Here is an 18,412-nt window from a genome sequence, read left to right as displayed (position 1 = left end):
TCAGGAGATTGCATGCGTCAGGCGCAGGAACGGGAATTCCACAGCTTCGATCAGGTACCGCTGTTCTACCGGTACTGGCCGGGCACCACCGCAGCCCCGGCCAGCAAGGCCATCGTGCTGCTGCACCGCGGCCACGAGCACTCCGGCCGCGTCACTCACCTGGTCGACGAGCTGGACCTGCCCGACACCGCCTTCTTCGCCTGGGATGCGCGTGGCAACGGCCGTTCGCCAGGCGCACGTGGCGATGCACCGGGCTTCCCGGCGCTGGTGCGTGACCTGGACAGTTTCATCGCCCACATCGGCGCCGAACACGGCATCGCGGTGGAGAACATCGTGGTGATCGCGCAGAGCGTGGGCGCCGTGGTTGCTGCCACGTGGGTGCACGATTACGCACCGCGCCTGCGTGCGCTGGTGATGGCCTCGCCGGCGTTCAAGGTGAAGCTGTACGTGCCGTTCGCACGCCCGGGCTTGGCATTGATGCAGAAGCTGCGTGGCAACTTCTTCGTCAACAGCTACGTCAAGCCGCAGTGGCTGACCCATGACCCGGCGCGCGTGGAGAGCTACCGCACCGATCCGCTGATCACCCGCCCGATCTCGGTGCGCGTACTGCTGGGCCTGTACGAGGCCGCCGACCGTATCGTGGCCGATGCGCAGGCAATCAGCGTGCCGGTGCAGCTGCTGGTGTCCGGATCCGACTTCGTCGTGCATCGTGGCCCGCAGGACCGCTTCTACGAGCGCCTGTCCAGCCCGGTCAAGGAGCGCGTGCACCTGCCGGGCTTCTTCCACGACACGCTGGGCGAGCGCGACCGCGCACCGGCGCTGGCGCGCATCCGCAGTTTCATCCAGGCACGTTTCGCCGAGCCGCTGCGTGAGCTGTCACGGCGCGATGCGCACCGGCACGGGCCGACCTTCGAGGAATCGGAGATCCTGGCCTGGCCGCCGGAACGCAACAGCCTCGCGGACCTGCGCTGGCGCGTGGTGCGTGGCGGCCTGCGTTTTGGCGGCACGTTGTCCGAAGGCATCGCGCTGGGCCTGCAGACCGGTTTTGATTCCGGCAGCACGCTGGACTACATCTATCGCGACGAAGCGCGCGGCAAGGGTCCGTTCGGCCGCATGGTCGACCGCAACTATCTGGATGCGATCGGCTGGCGTGGCATCCGCATCCGTGGCCAGCACCTGCAGGAACTATTGCGCGATGCCGCCCAGCGCCTGCGTGGGCAAGGCACGCCGGTGCGTGTGCTGGACGTGGCCGCCGGGCATGGCCGCTATGTGCTGGAAGCGCTGGGCCAGGGCGAACAGCGCGCCGACCGCATCGTGCTGCGTGACTTCAGCGATCTGAACGTGACCCAGGGCCAGGCCTTGATCGAGCGCCTCGGTGCGTCCGACATCGCACGCTTCGAGCAGGGCGATGCGTTCGATCCGTCGCAGCTGGCGAAGGTCGATCCGGCGCCGACGCTGGCGGTGGTGTCGGGCCTGTACGAACTGTTCCCCGACAACGACGCCGTGCTGCGCTCGCTGCAGGGCATCGCCGCAACGGTGCCGGTGGGCGGCTACCTGGCCTACACCGGCCAGCCCTGGCACCCGCAGCTGGAATTCATTGCGCGCGCGCTGACCAGCCACCGCGGCGGCGCAGCGTGGGTGATGCGTCGTCGTACCCAGCAGGAGATGGATGAGCTGGTGCGCCTGGCTGGATTCGAGAAGGTGGCGCAGCGCATCGACGAATTCGGCATCTTCACCGTGTCACTGGCACGCCGGACCGCGTGATGGCGACACTGGCCGCCACCCCGCTGGCCGCGGAAGGGCGCCCCTGGCGGCGCGCTCTGCTGTGGCTGGCCCTGCTGGGTCCGTTCTTCTTCGCCAGCTACGGCTTCGCCAACTGGATGGCCGGTCGCCATGCCGAACTGCCGGTGATGGCGTTCGCTTGGGAGACGCGCATTCCCTTCGTCCCGTGGACGATCGTGCCGTACTGGTCGATCGACCTTTTCTACGCAGTCTCCTTCTTCCTGTGCCGGCAACGGTTGGAACTGGACCGGCATGCGCTGCGGCTGTTCAGTGCACAGCTGATCGCGGTGACCTGCTTCCTGCTGTGGCCGCTGCGCTTCAGTTTCGAGCGGCCGGAGATCGGCGGCGTGTTCGGTTGGCTGTTCGATGTGCTGCTGGGCTTCGACAAGCCGTTCAACCAGGCGCCATCGCTGCACATCGTGCTGCTGATCGTGCTTTGGGTGAAGTTCGCGCAGTACCTGCACGGCGTGTGGCGTTGGGTGCTGCATGTGTGGGCGCTGCTGATCGGTGTCTCGGTGCTGACCACGTTCCAGCACCATTTCATCGACATCCCGACCGGGCTGCTGGCCGGCTGGCTGTGCGTGTGGCTGTGGCCGGAACAGGGCACGCCGCCGCTGCGTGCCTGGCGTACTGCGCGCGATGCCAAACGTTGGCGATTGGCGGCGCTGTACCTGCTGGCGGCTACTGTAGTGCTGGTGCCGGTGGTGCTTCTGCGTGGCGCGGCGTTGTGGCTGCTGTGGCCGGTGGCGTCGCTGCTGCTGGTAGCGCTTGCCTATGCCGGGCTGGGTACGGCGGTGTTCCAGAAGCGCGCCGATGGTCGCTTGACCATGGCGGCACGCTGGCTGCTGGCTCCATATCTGGCGGCAGCGTGGATGAATTCACGGCTATGGACCCGGCGCGCGCCGCAGCCGGTGCCGGTGCTGGACGGCGTGTGGCTGGGCCGGATTCCCTGCACGGCATTGCCGACACCTTTGGTGGGCGTGGTCGATGCCTGCGCCGAGCTGTCCTGCTGCGCGCCGGGTGCGGCATACGCCGGTGTGCCGATGCTGGACCTGGTGGTGCCCACGCCGGAGCAGCTGCGCGAGGCAGCCGAGGCCATCGAGCGCCTGCGGGCGCAGGGGCCGTTGCTGGTGTGCTGTGCGCTGGGCTACTCGCGCAGTGCTGCCAGCGTGGCGGCCTGGCTGCTGCGCAGTGGTCGTGCGTCTGATGCCGATGCGGCGGTGGCGATCGTGCGTGCAGCGCGTCCAGGCATCGTGCTGGGCAAGGCGCACCTGCGCGGGATCACCGTTGCCGCCGGAGACCCTGCATGAGCACGACGCCTGACATTGCGACCATGCAGCTGCTGTTGCGGCAGGGGCGTTGGCCGGCATGCCTGTCGCTGGGGCTGCTGCTGGTGGCATTGCTGCTGCTTGGCACCGAGCCGGGCCTGGCGATGGTCGCTGCAGGGTGGTTGCTGGCCAGCATGTTTGCGGGGGCGGCGCAGACGTACCACGCGTGGCGGGTGGCGCTGGACGCCAGCCTGCTGCAGCTGCTGCGCGATGAGGGCCTGGACGGCGATGCCGCCGCGCGCCGCACCGATCAGCTGCTGCAGGACAGTGGCCTGCGCCGCGCGGCGCCCGATGCGCCCCTGCGGGGCTGGGACGCGCGCTGGGCCGGCATGCGTCGCCTGCTGCTGCGCCAGTACCTGCTGACCGCGGCGCAGTTCGCACTGCTGGTGCTGGCCGTGCTGTGGCCGCAGACGTGAACGGGAGGGACCAATGTTCGCCGAACTGATTGCCCGCGCCTGCAGTGGCGCGATCCATGTGGTGACCGGCGCGCGCGCGCTGTGGATCGGTTGCGCGCCGTCCAGCGAGCGTCGCGTGTACTACGGCAACCATGCCAGCCATGGTGACTTCGTGCTGATCTGGTCGTCCATGCCGCCTGCGCTGCGGCGCCAGGTGCGCCCGGTTGCTGCTGCCGAGTACTGGCAGCGCGATGCCCTGCGTCGCTACCTGATCGATGCGGTGTTCAACGGCGTGCTGGTCGAGCGCGAGGCCGGGCATCGCCAGCAGGACCCGCTGCAGGCCCTGCGCGATGCCGTGGACGAGGACTGCTCGTTGATCCTGTTCCCGGAAGGCACGCGCAACGTGGGCGATGAGCCGTTGCTGCCGTTCAAAAGCGGCATCTACCACCTGGCCCGGCAACGCCCGGAGCTGGAGTTCGTTCCAGTATGGATCGACAACCTGAAGCGTGTGATGCCCAAGGGCCGCTTCCTGCCACTGCCCTTGCTGTGCACGGCTACCTTCGGCACGCCGCTGCGGTTGCAGGCCGACGAGGACAAGGCTGCATTCCTGGCCCGCAGCCGGCAGGCGCTGCTGGACCTGGCGCCGAACGGAGGGCGCGCATGAGTTTCCTGATCGATGTGTCCGGCGACCTGGCAACGCAGAGTGTGGGCCAGCAGACCGGCCTGCTGTTCGCCGGCGTCGGTGCGGTGCTGGTACTGGCCACGCTGGTGGCCGAATCGCTGCGCTGGCGCCAGCGCGGCCGGCCCAGCGCGGTGATCGCCAATCTGGTGTCGCGCATCCGCGCATGGTGGGTGATGGCGATCGTGGTCGGGCTGGCGCTGTTCTTCGGCCGTGCCGGGGTGATCGTGCTGTTCGCGATCATCTCGCTGTTCGCGCTGCGCGAGTTCATCACCCTGGCACCGACGCGCTCGGGTGACTACTACGCGCTGCTGGCGGCGTTCTACATCGTGCTGCCTTGGCAGTACTACCTGGTGTGGATCGACTGGTACGGGATGTACACGCTGCTGATTCCGGTCTATGCGTTCCTGTTCCTGCCGATCCTGTCGACCATCGGCGGCGACACCACGCACTACCTGGAGCGCACGGCGAAGGTGCAGTGGGGGCTGATGATCTGCGTGTTCTGCATCTCGCACGTGCCGCTGCTGCTGAACCTGCACGTGCCCGGCCATGATCCGTCGCGCAATGTGCTGCTGTTCGCCTTCCTGGTGATCGTGGTGCAGTCCTCGGACGTGCTGCAGTACATCTGGGGCAAGCTGCTGGGCAAGCACCTGATCGCGCCGAAGCTGTCGCCGTCGAAGACGGTGGAGGGTTTCATCGGCGGCGTACTGAGTGCCAGCGCGCTGGGCGCTGCGCTGTGGTGGATCACCCCGTTCACGCCGCTGCAGGCGTTCGGCCTGTCGCTGCTGATCAACCTGATGGGATTCTGGGGCGGCCTGGTGATGTCGGCGATCAAGCGTGACCGTGGCATCAAGGATTGGGGGCACATGATCGAGGGCCATGGCGGCATGCTCGACCGGCTGGATTCGGTGTGCTTCGCCGCGCCGGTGTTCTTCCATGTGGTGCGGTATTACTGGAAGGCGGGCGGGGGCGGGTGATTCTGCCGGGCTTCCATCCACGCATGGCGTGGATCTACCGGTAGTGCCGGCCGCTGGCCGGCAACTGCAACATCCTGCCATCGTTCACGGGGTTGCCGGCCAGCGGCCGGCACTATCCACGCGCGCGCTCAGGCGCTGATGCCGTATTCCTTCAGCTTCTTGCGCAGGGTGGCGCGGTGGATGCCCAGCATTGCCGCAGCGCGGCTCTGGTTGCCTTCGCAGTGGTTGAGCACTTCCACGAACAACGGAATCTCCATCTCGCGCAGCACGATCTCGTAGACATCGTCCGCGTCGCAGCCATCAAGGTCACGCAGGTAACGGCGCACGGACTGGGCGACATGTTCACGCAGCGGTGGCCGGGGAGCGCCACGACTGTTGTCAGGACGAGAAAGGACAGCGTTCAAGGGGGTTCCCGATTCGGTTGGCCCGTGCGCGCGGAGCGCGCGGCCGGACGAGGTGGTGGCGGCCAGTCTAGCGCGAGCGTGCCCGGCCTGCCACGGCCGGTCGCCTTTTCACGGTCAGAGGAAGTCGAAGGTGAATGCGACGGTGGATGCGGCGGGCTCCTGTACCCGGAACGCGACGCGCGCGCTCTGGCCCGGTTCCAGCAGGGCCGCACCGGGGTTCTCGCCCAGGTACTGCGCAGGCGTGAACACACCGCTGCCGATCACACGGCCATCAGCATCGGACAGTGACAGGCGCAGGTCCGGCCAGGCCTGTGCCCAGCGTGCGTCGTTGCGGATGCTGGCCTGCACCTGCAGCACACCGGCCTGCCCGGGCAGCGGGCGGATCTCGCGGCTGGTCATGGTGAAGGCGGTGGGTTCATGCCAGGCCGGCAGGCTGCAGCGCAGGACGCCACAGAGCGTGCCCAGCCATGCACGGTTGCCGGCGTCGGCGGCCAGCCGCGTGCGATCGGCCAGCACGCTCTGCAGGACCAGCAGCAGCGCCAGCGCGGCGACCAGCACCCAGTGCCAGCGCGGCGTTGGCAGGGCAGGTGGGCGCGGGTTGCCGAGGAAACTGGGTGCATCGGCGGCAACCGTCGTTGCCGGTAGTACGACCGGTGCCGGTTCGATGGCTGCGGTGTCATCAACGATGACCGTGTCATCGTCGTGTCGCATCTCCGCCGTCGGCGCATGTGCCAGATCAACGGGCTCGGTCGGCGCCTGCATTGCAGGCGCTGTGTGCTCAACGTCGTGCTGCGTGCGCGCATCGGTCGCAGGCGCAGCCTCACCCTCCGGCGTCGTGCGCAGGAAGGTGGCCAGGGGACGGCGCGGTGGGTTCGGCTCGGACATGCTCAGGGTGCGGGCTCGGATCCAGCGGTCATTCAACCACGATCAGGCGCGGCGCACGCCGGTGATGCGCATCCAGTCGCCATCCTGGGTGGCCTGCAGATCGTCGAACCATGCGCCATAGCGCTGCAGCAGTTCACCTTCCTGGCCATGCAGGATGCCGGACAGGGCAATGCGGCCACCGGCAGCGACGCGTGCGGCCAGCAGCTCGGCCAACGCGTCCAGTGCCGAGGCAAGGATGTTGGCGACGACGATCGGGTAGGTGGCGACGGGTTCGTCCTGTGGCAGGTAGACGTGCATGCGCGCCTGCTGGCCGTTGCGCTCGGCATTGTCGGCGGTGGCGACCAGTGCCTGCGGATCGTTGTCCACGCCGATGGCCTCAGCGGCGCCCAGCTTCAGCGCGGCAAGCGCAAGGATGCCGGAGCCGCAGCCGAAGTCGAGCACGCGCTGGCCCTGCAGCAGGCCGTCCACGGCCAGCTGGTCCAGCCAGCGCAGGCAGAGCGCGGTGGTCGGGTGAGTGCCCGAGCCGAACGCCAGGCCCGGGTCCAGCCGCACCACGGCGGCGTCGGCCGCCTGCGCGGCCTCCGGCAGTTCATGGTTCCACGGCACGATCCAGGTACGGCTGCCGAAATCCATCGGCTGGAACTGGTCCAGCCAGGCGCGTTCCCAGTCTTCGTCCTCGACCGCGCGGAAGCTGCCGCTGCTCCAGTCCAGCTCCGGGTCGAAGTACTCCAGTGCGGCCAACAGCAGCAGCGCATTGCTGTCGGCCGGGAACAGCGCGCTCAGCACCAGGGTGTCCCACAGCGGGGTCTCGCCCACGCCCGGCTCGAGGATGGCTTGTTCGTTGCTGGTATCGGCCTCGGCATCAAGCAGCGTGACGGCCAGTGCGCCAACGTCCTCCAGCGCATTCTCATAGCGGGGCTGGGTAGCTTCGGTGCAACGCAGGGTCAGTTCCAGGAACGGCATGGCGGTGGGGGCAATCGCGGGAAAGGGGGCCATGCTAGACCATCGGAGCGTCTCCGTATTGCCTGAGATGCCGCTCGGAGATGAACGGAACCGGTTCAGACAGGCCTGTCGGGCCTTGTTAAACTTGGTGCTTTCCTGTGCGCCGTGAACGCTCACTGCCGCCAATGGCCTTTGCTCCGACCCTGAAAACCTGGTTGCTCGTGCTGCCGGCGGTGGCCGTGCTGGGCGTGGCCGGGTATCGGGCCAGCGGCCATGCCGGATCGGTGCCGGTGACCGCAGGCGAGCTGCCGACGGCGCGGGTTGCGGCGGACGATGCGGCAAGCCTGCCGGTCGTGCCGGAAGCGTTGGCGCGTCGCCTGGCGGCGTTCGAGCGCGGCAACGGGCTGCCTTCGGGCCTGCCGCTGGACCTGCGCGCGGACATCGAGGATGCGACCGATCTGTACGCCTACGCGCAGCGCCTGCGCGTGCAGGCCGACGAAGGCAACCACGAAGCCCGCTGGATGCTCAGCCGGGTCTACGACTACTGCGCGCAGTACGCCATCGATCCGGGCGGTTACCGGTTGGACAACAACGTGCTGGCCGGGCTGGGCCTGACCGCCGCGCCGGCCATGGTGCAGGCCCGCGAGCGCGTGGCACAGCGCTGTGGCGGTTTCGTACCCGGTGACAAGCTGGGGTCCGCGCTGGTGCTGGCCGAGCGTCGCAAGGCGGCCACGCAGGGCAACCTGGCTGCGGAAGCATCGCTGTTCGCCGAGGGCGAACCGCTGCATGACAGCCCCGAGTACCGCCGTGACCTGGTCGAGCGGGTGCGCACATCGCGCGATCCGGAGGCCTTCATGGCGATCGCGCCGGGGATGGGCGTGCGCGCGGCGGGGGACCAGGCGCTCACTGGCCTGGTGGCGGGAGAACAGCTCAGTGAACTGGCATGGCGGGTTGCGGCCTGCGAACTCGGTCTACCGTGTGGTGCCGACAGTGTGCTGGTCAACAGTTTTTGTGCGAATGGAGGGATCTGTTCGCAGGATGGGACGCAGGATTTCCGGGATTTCGTGTATGACGCTGCGGTTTCGCGGCAAGGTGCGGGGAAAATGAAGCAGTGGATCAAGCGATTGGTTGGAAAGAGGGGCGGGCAATGAACTACCGTCGATTCCTGCATGGAGCCAAGTTCTGGTTCTGGGTGGCGCTGTTCGTGGCCTATTCGGCCGGCGCGGTCGGGCTGTTGATGATCGACACCTATGAAGATCGTTACCGGCATCTTTCAAAAGTGGAACTGACCACGGTGAAGGCGCAGGAAGATGTGCGCCGCGTGGGTGCCAGCCAGGTCGCTGCGGTCTATCGCGCGCAGAGCGGCATGCCGTTTGCTTCGTTGCCGGCAGGCAGTACTTTCCAGGTGGTGTGGCCCGATGGGTCCACCGAGACGATGGTGATCGTCGACCCGAGCTCGCCCAATGGTGTTCGCCCGCTGGCGAATTCGCAGATCCCGGCCGAAGCTGCCGACAAGCGCTGATGCACCTGCTGTAGAGCCGAGCCATGCTCGGCTGCTTTTCCAGCAAGCCGAGCGTGGGCCCGGCTCTACAACAACAGAAAAGGGCGGGGATATCCCCGCCCTTTTCATGTCCAGCACCTGCTGCCGATCAGGTCAGTGCGATCGGCTTGTTCTTGCGCTCGGCAAGGCGCTTTTCCAGGTAATGGATGTTCTGGCCACCGGCCTGGAAGCCCTTGTCACGCATGATCCGCTGCTGCAGGGCGATGTTGGTCTTGATGCCGTCGACCACCATCTCGCTCAGCGCCACCCGCATGCGGGCGATGGCGGTTTCGCGGTCCGGGCCGTGCACGATCAGCTTGCCGATCATCGAGTCGTAGTTGGACGGCACGCGATAGCCACTGTAGATGTGGGTATCCACGCGCACGCCGGGGCCGCCCGGCGGATGGAAGCCGGTGATGGTGCCTGGGCTCGGCACGAAGGTCTCGGCGTCTTCGGCGTTGATGCGGCACTCGATCGCGTGGCCGGTCAGCACCACGTCGCTCTGCTTGATCGACAGCTTCTGGCCAGCGGCGATCTTCAGCTGCTCGGCCACCAGGTCGATGCCGGTGACCATTTCGGTGACCGGATGTTCCACCTGGATGCGGGTGTTCATTTCGATGAAGTAGAAGCGGCCGTCCTCGTACAGGAACTCGAACGTGCCCGCGCCGCGGTAGCCGATGCGGATGCAGGCTTCGGTGCACACCTTGCCGATCTGCTCGCGCTGTTCGGCGGTGATGCCCGGTGCCGGGGCTTCTTCCACCACCTTCTGGTGGCGGCGCTGCATCGAGCAGTCGCGCTCACCCAGGTGGATGGCGTTGCCCTGGCCGTCGGCCAGCACCTGGATTTCCACGTGGCGCGGATTCTCCAGGAACTTCTCCATGTAGACCTCGCCATTGCCGAACGCGGCCTTGGCCTCGCTCTTGGTGGTTTCGATCGAGGTCTTCAGCGAGGCTTCGGCGTGCACGACGCGCATGCCACGGCCACCACCACCGCCGGCCGCCTTGATGATGACCGGGTAGCCGATCTCACGGGCGATCTTGGTGTTGGCGACGATGTCCTCGCCCAGCGGGCCGCCCGAGCCGGGCACGCACGGCACGCCGGCCGACTTCATCGCGCGGATGGCTTCGACCTTGTCGCCCATCATGCGGATGGTGTCGGCCTTGGGGCCGATGAAGATGAAGCCGGACTCTTCCACGCGTTCGGCGAAGTCGGCGTTCTCCGACAGGAAGCCGTAACCCGGGTGGATCGCCTGCGCGTCGGTGACTTCAGCAGCGGCGATCAGCGCCGGGATGTTGAGGTAGCTCTGCGGCGACGGCGCCGGGCCGATGCAGACCGACTCGTCGGCCATGGCCACGTGCTTGAGGTTGCGGTCGACCGTGGAATGCACGGCCACCGTGCGGATGCCGAGGGTGTGGCACGCGCGCAGGATGCGCAGCGCGATTTCCCCTCGGTTGGCGATGACGACTTTGTCGAGCATGGCGTGCCCCTCAGCCGATCACGAACAGCGGCTGGTCGAATTCCACCGGCTGGCCGTTCTCGCCGAGGATGGCGACGATGGTGCCGGACTTGTCGGCCTCGATCGGGTTGAACATCTTCATTGCTTCGATGATGGCCAGGGTCTCGCCTTCCTTGACCTGCTGGCCAACGGTGACGAAGGCCGGCTTGTCCGGGGCGGACGAAGCGTAGAAGGTGCCGACCATCGGCGAACGCAGCACGTGGCCTTCCGGCAGCGCCGGGCCCGGCTTGGCGGTACCGCCGGTGGAGGCTTCGGTCGGCGACTGCATCGGCATCGCCTGCGGTGCCGGGGCGGCCGGAGCGGCGTACACCGGTGCGGCGACCGGGGCGGCATAGCCGGCCACCGGGGCGCGCGACAGGCGCACCGACTCTTCGCCTTCCTTGATTTCGATTTCAGCCAGGTTCGACTCTTCCAGCAGGTCGATCAGCTTCTTGATTTTGCGGAGATCCATGGTGGCCTCTTTGCTCTTGATGTCAGTGTGGTGGGGAGCGCAGCGCGCTCGGGTCAAAGCAGTTCGTAGAACTCGCGCAGCTGGCGCGTACGATCGCGCGCGAGGGTGGTCAGGCAGCGCATCTGTGCGCCGTTGCGTGCCGTGCCATCGGAATTGAGGGCATAGACCGCGTTGCAGTCGTGGTCGCGCAGCTGCACCCAGGCGCGCTGCGCCAGCACCAGCTGCTGCTCGGCATCGCCGCAGTAGCTGCAGCTGCCGCCTTTGGCCGGCGTGCGCAGTTGCTTTCGCGCCAGGGCGTATACGGCATTGAGTTCGGCGTCAGCGGCCGCGGCCACGTCCGAGGCGCACAGGTCGCTCTCCATCGTGGTGGTCGGATGCGCGCAGTCGATGCCTTCGTCCTTGCGGTCGAATGCCGCGGTGGCACCGCACAGGCCGGCCCACAGCAGGATGCTGGCAAGCACGTGCGGCAGCACCTTCACGCGACGGCCGCCTGTACGCGCAGCAGCGCCGCATCCATCGCGTAGCGATAGCTGTCGGCACCGAAACCACACACCACGCCCACCGCCTTGTCACTGAAGTAGCTGTGCTGGCGGAACGGTTCGCGTGTGTGCGGGTTGGACAGGTGGATCTCGATGAACGGCAGCGCCACCGCCGCCAGCGCGTCACGCAGGGCGACCGAGGTGTGGGTGAAGGCGGCGGGGTTGATCAGGATGAAAGCGGTTCCGTCGTTGCGCGCCGCCTGCACGCGATCCACCAGCACATGCTCGGCGTTGGACTGCAGGCTCTCCACGGTGTGCCCGGCGGCGGCGGCCTGCGCGATCAGGGCCTGGTCGATGTCGGCCAGCGTGGTGTGGCCGTAGACCTCCGGCTCGCGGGTGCCGAGCAGGTTGAGGTTGGGGCCGTGCAGGACCAGCAGCTTCGCCATGGGATCCGGAAGACGGGAAAGGGCGGCAGTCTGGCGGAACCGGCGGATGCTGTCCAGTTCGGCGAAGTTTGCTGCGTTTCAATCGTTTGTTTGAAATCTGCCGAAGCGCTTGTGGCCCTATGCGGGGCGGCGGTTCAAGGCGCGCTGAACGCCGTGCGGGCGGGGGATGCGTGCACGTAGGCCGACGATGGCGGCAAGAGCCTTGTCCGGGGACCCGCGCCACGTGCGGGTGAAGGGCCACCGACCGGTAGATCCCCGCCATGCATGGATGATGGAAGTTCGGTGCGCAGCAAGCTACGCACCCACCGGAGGGCAGCCCAAGGTGCGCAGCAAGCTGCGCACCTGCGGGAAAGGCGGCTCACGTCTCCAGCGGCACCGTCGGCACCACGTTCGGGAACACTTCTTCCAATGCCTCCCGCTCGCCCGGCTTGGGCACCGGCCAGTTGTAGGCGTTCACCGGCTGCGCGCGGTTCACCCACAGGGCGTAGTACAGATGGTCGGCGCGGCCATCGCCGGTGTTGGGATGGATCAGGATGGTCAGCCCCAGGCTGTTGAGCTGCAGCCACGGCACCAACACCGGCAGCAGGTCGTTGTTGAAGCCGAAGTAGAACGACGGTGTTACATGCGGGCCGCGCGGCTCCAGGTTCCAGTTGCCCAGTTCCACCGGGAAGCGCTCGGCCGCCCAGCGCCGCAGCAGGGCGGCTTTCTCGAAGCTGTCTTCATCGAAGTAGATATGTGCGTGATAGCTCTTGATGTCGGTATAGGCGCGCGGGGTGGTGGGCAGCGTGGCTTCGCCGGGACGCACGCTGGCTGGCCGCGGGGTGGGTTCGCTGGCCGTGGCCTGGCCCCAGGGACTGCGCCCCTTCGGCGCCGGCGGCACGATGGCACGGAAGCCGGGACGGCCGGGCTCGGTGGTGTTCGCTGCAACGTCGCCATGGGGCGATGCCGAGGCTGTCGAGGCACTGGCCAGGCCTCCGGCGGCCAGCCCGGCCGAGGCGATGAGGCGCCGCCGTGCCGGCGAAAGCAGGTCGGCCCAGTGGGCGTCATCGTCGCCGTCATCGATGAGGAGATGCGGGTCAGGCTGCATGAAGGGCTCCGTGGCGGCATGGGTGTGGGCAAGCACGCACGCTCGGGCAGTGTGGCCGGTGGCGTCCAATAAGCAGGCAGCATCACCTCATGCATGGCGGGCTTCGATGCCATTGAGCGCGACCGCACGGCGGGCTACGGTGCAGGTCTGCCGCCCCGGAGCCCTGCCATGACCCCGCCCGATGCCGACACACAGCACAAGCGTGTGTCTTTCCGCCAACTGCACGCGCAGGGGTGCTTCGTGCTGCCCAACCCATGGGACGTGGGCAGTGCGCGCTACCTGCAGCGGCAGGGCTTCCTGGCATTGGCCACCACCAGTGCCGGCTGCGCCTGGAGCGAAGGGCGACCGGACGGTGCGGTCTCGCTGCAGGCCACCTTGGAGCACCTGAGGCTGATGGCGGCGGCGACAGCACTTCCATTGAATGCCGATTTCGGTGATGGCTTCGGCGCCACGCCGCAGGCGGTGGGGGAGGCGGTGGCCGCAGCGATCGATACCGGCATCGCCGCGCTGTCGATCGAGGACGCCAGTGGCGTGGCCGATGCACCGCTGCGCCCGATCGACCAGGCGGTCGAACGCCTGCGTGCGGCGCGTGCGGCCATCGACCGTGCGGGCGGCGAGGTGCTGCTGGTCGGGCGTGCCGAGAACTTCTTCGTGGGCGTGCCCGACCTGCAGGACACGCTGCAGCGCCTGCGCGCCTATGCCGAAGCCGGTGCCGATGTGCTGTACGCACCCGGCATCACGACCCCGGAGCAGATCCGTGCGGTGGTTGCCGCAGCAGGAACGAAGCCGGTGAACCTGCTGGTCGGTGGGCCGACGCCGCTGAGCCTGCAGGACATCGCCGCACTCGGCGTGCGGCGGGTCAGCCTGGGGGGTGCGCTGGCGCGCGCCGCCTGGGGAGGTTTGATGCAGGCGACACAGCCGATCATGCAGGACGGTCGTTTCGATGGCCTGCAGCAGGCGGCCTCGGGTGCGGCGTTGAACGCGTTGTTCCGCTAGCGGACAGCCGGTAGATACTCGCCATGCGTGGATGCAGGATGCCCGGTGCGCAGCAAGCTACGCACCCACCGAGGAGCTGTGCCCGCATGCCGATGGATCCACGCCATGCGTGGATGGATGCGCCGGAGCGTAGCGTCGCCCTGCAAGTGCGCTACAGCGTTTCCACTCCGCCCTTGGGCAGGATCACGCCCGGCTCGAGTGCCGGCAACAGCTGCCGGAGCATCGCTGGATTGTCGATCAGCCCGGCGCCATCAAGGTAGCGCCACTGCGAAGTGCCGACGTGGCGCACGGCAACCATGAACGAGGTGCTGCGGATAGCGGTTTCGCGCACACGCAGCAGTGACTGCCGCGGTACGAAGCAGACTTCTTCGTCACCGGCGGCATAGGTGCGGCCGGGCACTCCGGCCTCGTCACTGATGATGACGACGCCAGCCTTGTGCAATGCCTTGACGGTATCGCGGGTCGACTGGGCGTAGGTCTCATCGCCACCGGCCAGGCGTTTCAGGCTGGGATGCGTGCGGGCGATGATCAGCTCGGCATCGCCCTTGGCGAATGCGGTCAACATCGCCTGTACGTCCTCGCGCAGGCCGGCCGACTCGGCCGGGGTGAGCTCGCCGGCCAAGGCAGGCGGTGCCGACGTAACCAGCAACAGGTACATCAATGAAGCAAACAGGTATCGGCGCATCGTCGGGAATCTCACGGGCAACCTCGTCACTATAAGGGGTGCGAAAACAGCGTCCCACCGGTGGTGCTGGTGTCCCGGAAATTGATACTTACCATTGGTAGGTAGAGAATCCTGGAGCGTTCCCGCATGCATAGCCTCATCGTCACCGCCCATCCCGAACCCGGTTCGCTCACCCATGCCATCGCCCAGCGCATCGGCGACGCCATCGCTGCGAGCGATGCCGGCAACACCGTGGCCCACGCCGACCTGATGGCCGAGGGCTTCGATCCGCGCTTCACCGCGCAGGACCAGGCGCTGTTCCGTGGCACCGGCGTGGTGCCGGCCGACGTGGCCGCCGAGCATGCACGGCTGGACGCCACCGATACGCTGGTGCTGGTCTATCCGCTGTACTGGTGGTCGTTCCCCGCGCTGCTGAAGGGATGGATCGATCGCGTGTTCACCCAGGGCTGGGCCTATCAGGACGGCGCCGATGGCAAGGTGCAGAAGAAGCTGCAGCGCCTGCGCGTGCACCTGGTCGGCGTTGGCGGTGCGGGCGCGGAAATGATCGAACGGCGCGGCTATGGCACAGCGATGAAGACCCAGATCGACATGGGCATCTTCGACTACTGTGGCGCGCGCGTGCTGTCGTCCGAACTGCTGCTCGACGCCGACAGCGGTGCCGCGCAGGCACACCTGCAGACCGCCGTGGAAATCGGCCGTAAAATTGGTACTCCGATGAGTTGATCACCGTGTTCCGCTGATGCCTGCCAACACCTCTCCCATGCGCCGCCGCCTGACCCGAGAGCAGCGCGCCCGCCAGCTGCTGGAGGTGGCGTGGACGCTGGTCGGCGAAGAAGGCACCGATGCGCTGACGCTGGGCCGGCTGGCCGAAGCGGCGGGCGTGACCAAGCCGGTGGCCTACGACCACTTCGTGACCCGCAACGGCCTGCTGGCCGCGCTCTACGATGACTACGACGGACGGCAGACGGTGGTCTTCCACGAGCGTATCGGTCGCGCCAGGGCACAGCTGGCTGATCGTGCGGCCGCCATCGCCTCCGGTTACATCGACTGCATCCTCAGCCAGGGCAGTGAAGTGCAGGGCATCCTCGCCGCGCTGGTGGGCGCGCCGGAGCTGCATGAGGTGCGCCGGCGCTACCAGCAGGACTTCATCGACAACTGCGACGCCTGGCTGGGCCCGTTCGCCGCTGACGGCTCAGTGCCGCTGGCGGGGTGTTGGGCGATTCTCGGTGCAGCCGAAGCCCTGTCCGAAGCCGTGGTTGCCGGGGCGCTGGACAAGGGTGACGCCGAAGCCGAATTGCAGCGCCTGATCGTGGCTACGGTCAAGCGCCGCTGATCGGCCTCAGGCATCCATGGCGGTGCCGGCCAGCGCAGCGAAACCGTCGGCCAGCAACTCACGTACCCGTGCATCGCGTGCCTCGCGGCTTTCAGAACCCAGGGCCACGGTGATCAGCCGCACCGGCTGCGCACGCCCGGGTACCGCCCGGCACGCGGTCGCCGCCAGGCAGAAGCCTGCAGCGCGGGTATAACCGGTCTTCAATCCATCCACGCCGTCATCGCCCAGCAGGGCGTTCTGGTTGTTGCGGCTGAAGCTGCCATGTTCAAACGCGCGCTGCGCGGTGATCGCCAGGATCTGCGGATGATCGTTCAGCAGGCAGGCGGCCAGCACCGCCATGTCACGCGCGCTGGATGCATGACGCGGCGTGGTGATGCCCGACACGCTGGCGAACCACGTGCTGCGAAGGCCCAGCTGGCGCGCGTGCCGGTTCATGCGTTCCAGGAATGCAGGCTGCGATCCGCCCAGATGACGTGCCATGGCCAGTGCCGCGTCATTGCCGGAGACGATCATCAGGCCTTCCAGCAGACGTCCCAGGGTGACGGTCTCTCCGGGGACAAGCCCCATGCGCGTTTCGTCGTCGGCCACGGCATGCACATCGTCGTCAGCGACGGTGACCGTTTCGTCCCACGAGTGCCCGTACTCCCCGATGCATGCGTAGGCCGCGTAGGCGGTCATCAGCTTGGTCAGCGACGCCGGCTGTCGTGCGATGTCGGCGTTGTGCTGGTGGATCACCGTGAGGGTTGCTGCATCGAGGGTGATGGACGAGAGCGGGTCGCGCGCGGAGGTGGGAGACGGCATGCATGCGGCGATGGCGAAGGAGGCCTGCAGGATAGTCCGCGGCGGCTGCATGAAGCTGCAATATTGAAACGATATAACGTACCGTCATTTCGGCCGCCTATGGCCTGGGAGACTGTTCAATGACGGCACGTACGCCACGCCGCTGGCTCCACTCCTCGCTGCTGCTTGCGCTGGCCGGGCTTGGCGGCTGCCAGCCCGCTCTGCGTGCCGGGGCCGTTCCTTCCGGTGACGTCCGTCCGTACAACGTGATCGTGATGATCAATGACGGCGCGGGTTGGGGTACCTGGGATGCCGCTGCCTACTGGCAATACGGCAGCCGCGAAGGCGCCCCCTATGCGGATTTCCCGCATCGCCTGGCGGTCACCACGTTCCCGTTGAACGCCAGCAGCCAGCCGACCGGCGACAACGCGCAGACCCTCGGCTACGACGTTGGCAAGGCCTGGGATACCGAGCCGGTGCCGGCGCAGGACCTGCCGTTCGCCGGCTACCAGTACCTGGCCGCGGTGGCGACCGACAGCGCCGCAGCAGGCACGGCGCTGTCTTCGGGCATCAAGACCTACAACAACGCCATCAATGTGGACAACGATGGCAACGCTGTTGAATTCAACACGCTGCGCGCCAAGCGCCTGGGAATGGCCACCGGCGTGGTCACCTCGGTGCCTTTCGCGCACGCCACGCCCGCTGCGTTCGCAGCGCAGAACGCAGCGCGCAACAACTACCACGCCATCGCCCACCAGATGCTGTCGCAAGGGCACATGGACCTGGTGATGGGCACCGGTGGCCCCGGCTACAGCGTCGACGGCCGCGCCTGTAACGAAGGCACGGACGCCGCAAACGCAGAGGGCTGCGCGAATCCATGGCAGTGGGTGTCGCAGCAGGATTGGCAGCAGCTGGAAGCGGGCAGCACCATCGCCGGCAATCCGGCGGGACCGTGGCGCCTGATCCGCAGCAAGGAAGCGTTCGCCGCACTGGCGCAGGGACGGTTGCCGGCCGACAGGCCGCTGATCGGTGTACCGCGCGTGGCCAACACCCTGCAGCAGGCGCGCCGCCTGCAGGTGCTGGGCAAGGATGCAGCCACGCCTTCGGGAGTGAGGAAGATCGACAGCGTGCCCGATCTGGCGACCATGACCCGTGGCGCGCTGCAGTTCCTGCAGCAGCGTTCCCCCCGCGGCTTGTTCCTGATGGTGGAAGGCGGCGCCACCGACTGGGCCGCGCATACCAGTGCCTGCGGTACCGAATGGCACTACGGCCAGTGCACGGACCAGCCGCAGTACGGCCGCCTGATCGAGGAAACTGTGGAGTTCAACGACGCGGTGACGGCGGTGGTCGACTGGATCGAGCGTAACGGTGGCTGGGAGCGAAACCTGTTGATCGTCACCACCGACCACGACAACAGCATGCCGATGGGCCCGGACGCGCAGATCGTGGCCTTCGAACCGATAAGGAACCATGGACGCGGCCGCATGCCGGGGATGAGCTTCCGACCCACCGGTAACCACTCCAACGCGCTGGTGCCATTGTGGGCCAAGGGCGCGGGGTCGGAACTGCTGGCCAAGCGCGTGCGCGGCGTTGATGCCGGCTACCGTCAGCACGTGCGCTGGAACGACGGCAGTTACATCGACAACACCGACGTGGCTGCGGCGGTGCAGGAGGCGCTGCAGCGTCCACGGTAACGCCCGGTTGCAC

Annotated in this window: 21 protein-coding genes; 11 read left to right on the top strand and 10 right to left on the bottom strand. The window is 67.4% G+C overall.

The window, feature by feature from the left end; translation table 11 throughout:
• The first annotated feature begins 12 nt into the window (after positions 1-12).
• Genes AASM09_RS20105 through AASM09_RS20085 form a run of 5 tightly spaced genes read left to right on the top strand, consistent with a single transcriptional unit; the run spans position 13 to position 5,161 of the window.
• Positions 13-1,764 (top strand): bifunctional alpha/beta hydrolase/class I SAM-dependent methyltransferase, encoded by a 1,752-nt coding sequence (locus AASM09_RS20105; RefSeq protein ID WP_049428984.1) that lies wholly within the window; start codon positions 13-15, stop codon positions 1,762-1,764.
• 23 nt (positions 1,765-1,787) lie between these two features.
• Positions 1,788-3,092, top strand: coding sequence for a phosphatase PAP2/dual specificity phosphatase family protein (locus tag AASM09_RS20100; RefSeq protein WP_238378662.1), 1,305 nt, complete (start codon positions 1,788-1,790; stop codon positions 3,090-3,092).
• Positions 3,089-3,526 carry a hypothetical protein gene (locus tag AASM09_RS20095; protein WP_049428982.1) on the top strand — a complete coding sequence of 146 codons (438 nt, stop codon included), beginning with the start codon at positions 3,089-3,091 and terminating at the stop codon, positions 3,524-3,526. The genes AASM09_RS20100 and AASM09_RS20095 overlap by 4 nt, the downstream gene beginning before the upstream one ends.
• Before the next feature lie 13 nt (positions 3,527-3,539).
• Positions 3,540-4,169 (top strand): lysophospholipid acyltransferase family protein, encoded by a 630-nt coding sequence (locus AASM09_RS20090; RefSeq protein ID WP_049428981.1) that lies wholly within the window; start codon positions 3,540-3,542, stop codon positions 4,167-4,169.
• Positions 4,166-5,161 (top strand): phosphatidate cytidylyltransferase, encoded by a 996-nt coding sequence (locus tag AASM09_RS20085; protein ID WP_049428980.1) that lies wholly within the window; start codon positions 4,166-4,168, stop codon positions 5,159-5,161. The genes AASM09_RS20090 and AASM09_RS20085 overlap by 4 nt, the downstream gene beginning before the upstream one ends.
• Positions 5,162-5,289: 128 nt before the next feature.
• Here AASM09_RS20085 and fis read toward each other — a convergent pair whose 3' ends face one another.
• The 3 genes from fis to prmA form a co-directional block, all read right to left on the bottom strand.
• Positions 5,290-5,565 (bottom strand): DNA-binding transcriptional regulator Fis, encoded by a 276-nt coding sequence (gene fis, locus AASM09_RS20080; protein WP_005419706.1) that lies wholly within the window; start codon positions 5,563-5,565, stop codon positions 5,290-5,292.
• A 114-nt stretch (positions 5,566-5,679) separates the two neighbouring features.
• A complete protein-coding gene (locus AASM09_RS20075; protein ID WP_049428979.1) occupies positions 5,680-6,450 on the bottom strand; it encodes a DUF3426 domain-containing protein in 771 nt (256 codons plus the stop codon).
• Between the two features lie 42 nt (positions 6,451-6,492).
• A complete protein-coding gene (prmA, locus tag AASM09_RS20070) occupies positions 6,493-7,413 on the bottom strand; it encodes a 50S ribosomal protein L11 methyltransferase (RefSeq protein ID WP_049428978.1) in 921 nt (306 codons plus the stop codon).
• Positions 7,414-7,577: 164 nt separating this feature from the next.
• Between prmA and AASM09_RS20065 the strand changes: the two genes are divergently transcribed.
• Positions 7,578-8,543 (top strand): hypothetical protein, encoded by a 966-nt coding sequence (locus AASM09_RS20065; protein WP_049428977.1) that lies wholly within the window; start codon positions 7,578-7,580, stop codon positions 8,541-8,543.
• Entirely contained in the window at positions 8,540-8,914 is a 375-nt protein-coding gene (locus AASM09_RS20060; RefSeq protein ID WP_005411254.1) for a hypothetical protein, read from the top strand. The genes AASM09_RS20065 and AASM09_RS20060 overlap by 4 nt, the downstream gene beginning before the upstream one ends.
• A gap of 127 nt (positions 8,915-9,041) precedes the next feature.
• Here AASM09_RS20060 and accC read toward each other — a convergent pair whose 3' ends face one another.
• The 5 genes from accC to AASM09_RS20035 form a co-directional block, all read right to left on the bottom strand.
• Positions 9,042-10,409: an acetyl-CoA carboxylase biotin carboxylase subunit gene (accC, locus tag AASM09_RS20055; protein WP_049428976.1), complete on the bottom strand. Its 1,368-nt coding sequence runs from the start codon at positions 10,407-10,409 to the stop codon at positions 9,042-9,044.
• 10 nt (positions 10,410-10,419) lie between these two features.
• Entirely contained in the window at positions 10,420-10,899 is a 480-nt protein-coding gene (accB, locus tag AASM09_RS20050) for an acetyl-CoA carboxylase biotin carboxyl carrier protein (RefSeq protein WP_010481080.1), read from the bottom strand.
• Between the two features lie 53 nt (positions 10,900-10,952).
• Complete coding sequence (locus tag AASM09_RS20045; RefSeq protein WP_049428975.1) at positions 10,953-11,378, bottom strand: lysozyme inhibitor LprI family protein; 426 nt, start codon at positions 11,376-11,378, stop codon at positions 10,953-10,955.
• Positions 11,375-11,824 (bottom strand): type II 3-dehydroquinate dehydratase, encoded by a 450-nt coding sequence (aroQ, locus tag AASM09_RS20040; RefSeq protein WP_049428974.1) that lies wholly within the window; start codon positions 11,822-11,824, stop codon positions 11,375-11,377. Before aroQ ends, AASM09_RS20045 begins: the two co-directional genes overlap by 4 nt.
• Before the next feature lie 358 nt (positions 11,825-12,182).
• Entirely contained in the window at positions 12,183-12,911 is a 729-nt protein-coding gene (locus tag AASM09_RS20035) for a DOPA 4,5-dioxygenase family protein (protein WP_049428973.1), read from the bottom strand.
• 168 nt (positions 12,912-13,079) lie between these two features.
• Here AASM09_RS20035 and AASM09_RS20030 point away from each other — a divergent pair, with 168 nt between their 5' ends.
• The gene (locus AASM09_RS20030; RefSeq protein ID WP_049429008.1) at positions 13,080-13,907 is read left to right on the top strand and encodes an isocitrate lyase/PEP mutase family protein; all 828 of its coding nucleotides are present in this window, start codon (positions 13,080-13,082) and stop codon (positions 13,905-13,907) included.
• Positions 13,908-14,058: 151 nt separating this feature from the next.
• Here the strand turns inward: AASM09_RS20030 and AASM09_RS20025 are convergent, their stop codons facing one another.
• The gene (locus AASM09_RS20025; protein WP_049428972.1) at positions 14,059-14,592 is read right to left on the bottom strand and encodes a hypothetical protein; all 534 of its coding nucleotides are present in this window, start codon (positions 14,590-14,592) and stop codon (positions 14,059-14,061) included.
• A 126-nt stretch (positions 14,593-14,718) separates the two neighbouring features.
• Here AASM09_RS20025 and AASM09_RS20020 point away from each other — a divergent pair, with 126 nt between their 5' ends.
• Both AASM09_RS20020 and AASM09_RS20015 read left to right on the top strand, forming a co-directional pair.
• Positions 14,719-15,315, top strand: a complete 597-nt coding sequence (locus AASM09_RS20020; protein ID WP_049428971.1) for an NAD(P)H-dependent oxidoreductase — start codon at positions 14,719-14,721, stop codon at positions 15,313-15,315.
• Positions 15,316-15,331: 16 nt separating this feature from the next.
• Positions 15,332-15,925 (top strand): TetR/AcrR family transcriptional regulator, encoded by a 594-nt coding sequence (locus AASM09_RS20015; protein WP_049428970.1) that lies wholly within the window; start codon positions 15,332-15,334, stop codon positions 15,923-15,925.
• A 6-nt stretch (positions 15,926-15,931) separates the two neighbouring features.
• On the opposite strand, the gene AASM09_RS20010 is transcribed toward AASM09_RS20015, so the two are convergent.
• The gene (locus AASM09_RS20010) at positions 15,932-16,726 is read right to left on the bottom strand and encodes a D-alanyl-D-alanine carboxypeptidase family protein (RefSeq protein WP_049429007.1); all 795 of its coding nucleotides are present in this window, start codon (positions 16,724-16,726) and stop codon (positions 15,932-15,934) included.
• Between the two features lie 119 nt (positions 16,727-16,845).
• On the opposite strand from AASM09_RS20010, the gene AASM09_RS20005 reads away from it, so the two are divergent.
• Positions 16,846-18,399 carry an alkaline phosphatase gene (locus tag AASM09_RS20005; RefSeq protein WP_049428969.1) on the top strand — a complete coding sequence of 518 codons (1,554 nt, stop codon included), beginning with the start codon at positions 16,846-16,848 and terminating at the stop codon, positions 18,397-18,399.
• The last annotated feature ends 13 nt before the right edge of the window (positions 18,400-18,412 follow it).

It is taken from the genome of Stenotrophomonas maltophilia (assembly GCF_039555535.1).
Taxonomy (GTDB): domain Bacteria; phylum Pseudomonadota; class Gammaproteobacteria; order Xanthomonadales; family Xanthomonadaceae; genus Stenotrophomonas; species Stenotrophomonas maltophilia_Q.
This window is presented reverse-complemented; position numbering and strand designations above follow the sequence as displayed.

Coding starts and splice junctions, on each gene's coding strand:
- AASM09_RS20105 (WP_049428984.1), top strand. CDS start 13: ATGCGTCAGGCGCAGGAACGGGAATTCCACAGCTTCGATCAGGTACCG.
- AASM09_RS20095 (WP_049428982.1), top strand. CDS start 3,089: ATGAGCACGACGCCTGACATTGCGACCATGCAGCTGCTGTTGCGGCAG.
- AASM09_RS20090 (WP_049428981.1), top strand. CDS start 3,540: ATGTTCGCCGAACTGATTGCCCGCGCCTGCAGTGGCGCGATCCATGTG.
- AASM09_RS20085 (WP_049428980.1), top strand. CDS start 4,166: ATGAGTTTCCTGATCGATGTGTCCGGCGACCTGGCAACGCAGAGTGTG.
- AASM09_RS20075 (WP_049428979.1), bottom strand. CDS start 6,450: ATGTCCGAGCCGAACCCACCGCGCCGTCCCCTGGCCACCTTCCTGCGC.
- prmA (WP_049428978.1), bottom strand. CDS start 7,413: ATGCCGTTCCTGGAACTGACCCTGCGTTGCACCGAAGCTACCCAGCCC.
- AASM09_RS20065 (WP_049428977.1), top strand. CDS start 7,578: ATGGCCTTTGCTCCGACCCTGAAAACCTGGTTGCTCGTGCTGCCGGCG.
- AASM09_RS20060 (WP_005411254.1), top strand. CDS start 8,540: ATGAACTACCGTCGATTCCTGCATGGAGCCAAGTTCTGGTTCTGGGTG.
- accC (WP_049428976.1), bottom strand. CDS start 10,409: ATGCTCGACAAAGTCGTCATCGCCAACCGAGGGGAAATCGCGCTGCGC.
- accB (WP_010481080.1), bottom strand. CDS start 10,899: ATGGATCTCCGCAAAATCAAGAAGCTGATCGACCTGCTGGAAGAGTCG.
- aroQ (WP_049428974.1), bottom strand. CDS start 11,824: ATGGCGAAGCTGCTGGTCCTGCACGGCCCCAACCTCAACCTGCTCGGC.
- AASM09_RS20035 (WP_049428973.1), bottom strand. CDS start 12,911: ATGCAGCCTGACCCGCATCTCCTCATCGATGACGGCGACGATGACGCC.
- AASM09_RS20030 (WP_049429008.1), top strand. CDS start 13,080: ATGACCCCGCCCGATGCCGACACACAGCACAAGCGTGTGTCTTTCCGC.
- AASM09_RS20025 (WP_049428972.1), bottom strand. CDS start 14,592: ATGCGCCGATACCTGTTTGCTTCATTGATGTACCTGTTGCTGGTTACG.
- AASM09_RS20020 (WP_049428971.1), top strand. CDS start 14,719: ATGCATAGCCTCATCGTCACCGCCCATCCCGAACCCGGTTCGCTCACC.
- AASM09_RS20015 (WP_049428970.1), top strand. CDS start 15,332: ATGCCTGCCAACACCTCTCCCATGCGCCGCCGCCTGACCCGAGAGCAG.
- AASM09_RS20010 (WP_049429007.1), bottom strand. CDS start 16,726: ATGCCGTCTCCCACCTCCGCGCGCGACCCGCTCTCGTCCATCACCCTC.
- AASM09_RS20005 (WP_049428969.1), top strand. CDS start 16,846: ATGACGGCACGTACGCCACGCCGCTGGCTCCACTCCTCGCTGCTGCTT.